The sequence below is a fragment of the Microcoleus sp. K5-D4 genome (assembly GCF_036704575.1).
In the GTDB taxonomy this organism is placed as follows: domain Bacteria; phylum Cyanobacteriota; class Cyanobacteriia; order Cyanobacteriales; family Microcoleaceae; genus Microcoleus.
Map to the genome: position 1 here is coordinate 1 of NZ_JAUBSD010000222.1, position 1,186 is coordinate 1,186.

The 1,186-nt window shown below is 45.0% G+C and carries 1 protein-coding gene; it reads right to left on the minus strand.

The annotated features are described in order from the left end of the window. A partial coding sequence (locus tag QUA77_RS29160) for an NF041680 family putative transposase (protein ID WP_333454116.1) occupies positions 1 to 1,165 on the minus strand: 1,165 nt, incomplete at its 3' end. Between the last annotated feature and the right edge of the window lie 21 nt (positions 1,166 to 1,186).

The following is a 1,186-nucleotide window of genomic DNA, read 5'->3' on the forward strand; positions in this document are numbered from 1 at the left end:
TACCAATGTTAACTAAAACCGAAAACATTGATTGGGCAACACGTCCAGGGGTTAAATCGATCGCAGCAGATTGCCAAGGTAATATATTCTCGACCACTAAATCCCTAGCTAACCAGAGTTGCCAACTCATCAATGGCATTAAATCACTCCAACGTTCACATTGTTCAGGGGTTCTCAAGTTAGGCAATGTCCAATGCAATCTTTGCTTAGCAAATCGATACCAATGATCCACTCCAAAACGTCGTAAATACTTAAACCAAATAGTTTCTAAGGGTAGAGTTCGTTCTCCCACCCAAGCCAACCACAAAGGTGGAAATGGCTGACCGTTTGACATGGGATTCATTCTTTCGACGAGGATTAAATTGACTCTTTGTTCGGGGGCACGATAAAAATGCAAGTCAAGCCATTGACGGACCCGGACTTGTCCCAACTGTGGATGAGAGTCAATGAAGATCGCAGCATCGGCTTCCAGCCATGTAGTTGGGTCATTGAGTCTCATTTTTGACCCGTGTTTGCGTGGTCTGCCGCGACCACTATAGGCTGGTGGTGCTGACCAGAAACAGGCATTCTTTCGGAGTCTCATTAAGCAATCAGCTTGAATATCTGCTTGCGCCAGTACCCAACTGGCATTGCCATATTCTCGATCTAAAACTGCTAATACTGGATTGAGGCTATGTTCGCAAACAAGTTTAAGTTGGGAAGCTGCTTGAAGTATGGGTGAAGACTCACTACTAATTCGTTCATGGAGTAGGGGTAATGCCCAACTTCCACCAGTTTCAGGTATCCAGGCAATAGTACTGTACCCCTGTCCAAGAATGGAGCCCCTTTGATATTCATGGGTTCTGTCTTTTAAGGTTTTGGCTTCAGGTCTAGCCCATGCAGTGTGGTCGATCGCGACTAATATATATTCTGTTGGGGGTACTTGCTGTTCTAATTGCTTTCGATACAATTCCATCAGTTTTTTTCGGTCTGGCCTACAGTCTTGCAATGCTTCGTAGACGCTTGGCCATTGTCGATTGAATAGCGGGCTGAGTGAAAATTCTGCCAAACATGACGCATTTCTGGTGGTCATCACTGCATCCATGAGCTCGAATGTTGCGTCTTTGGCTCGCACCAATAATTCGTATGCTGCTTGACGAAAGTCCTTTAATCGTTCACTGTTCATTCAGGGAGTGGATAGGTTTTA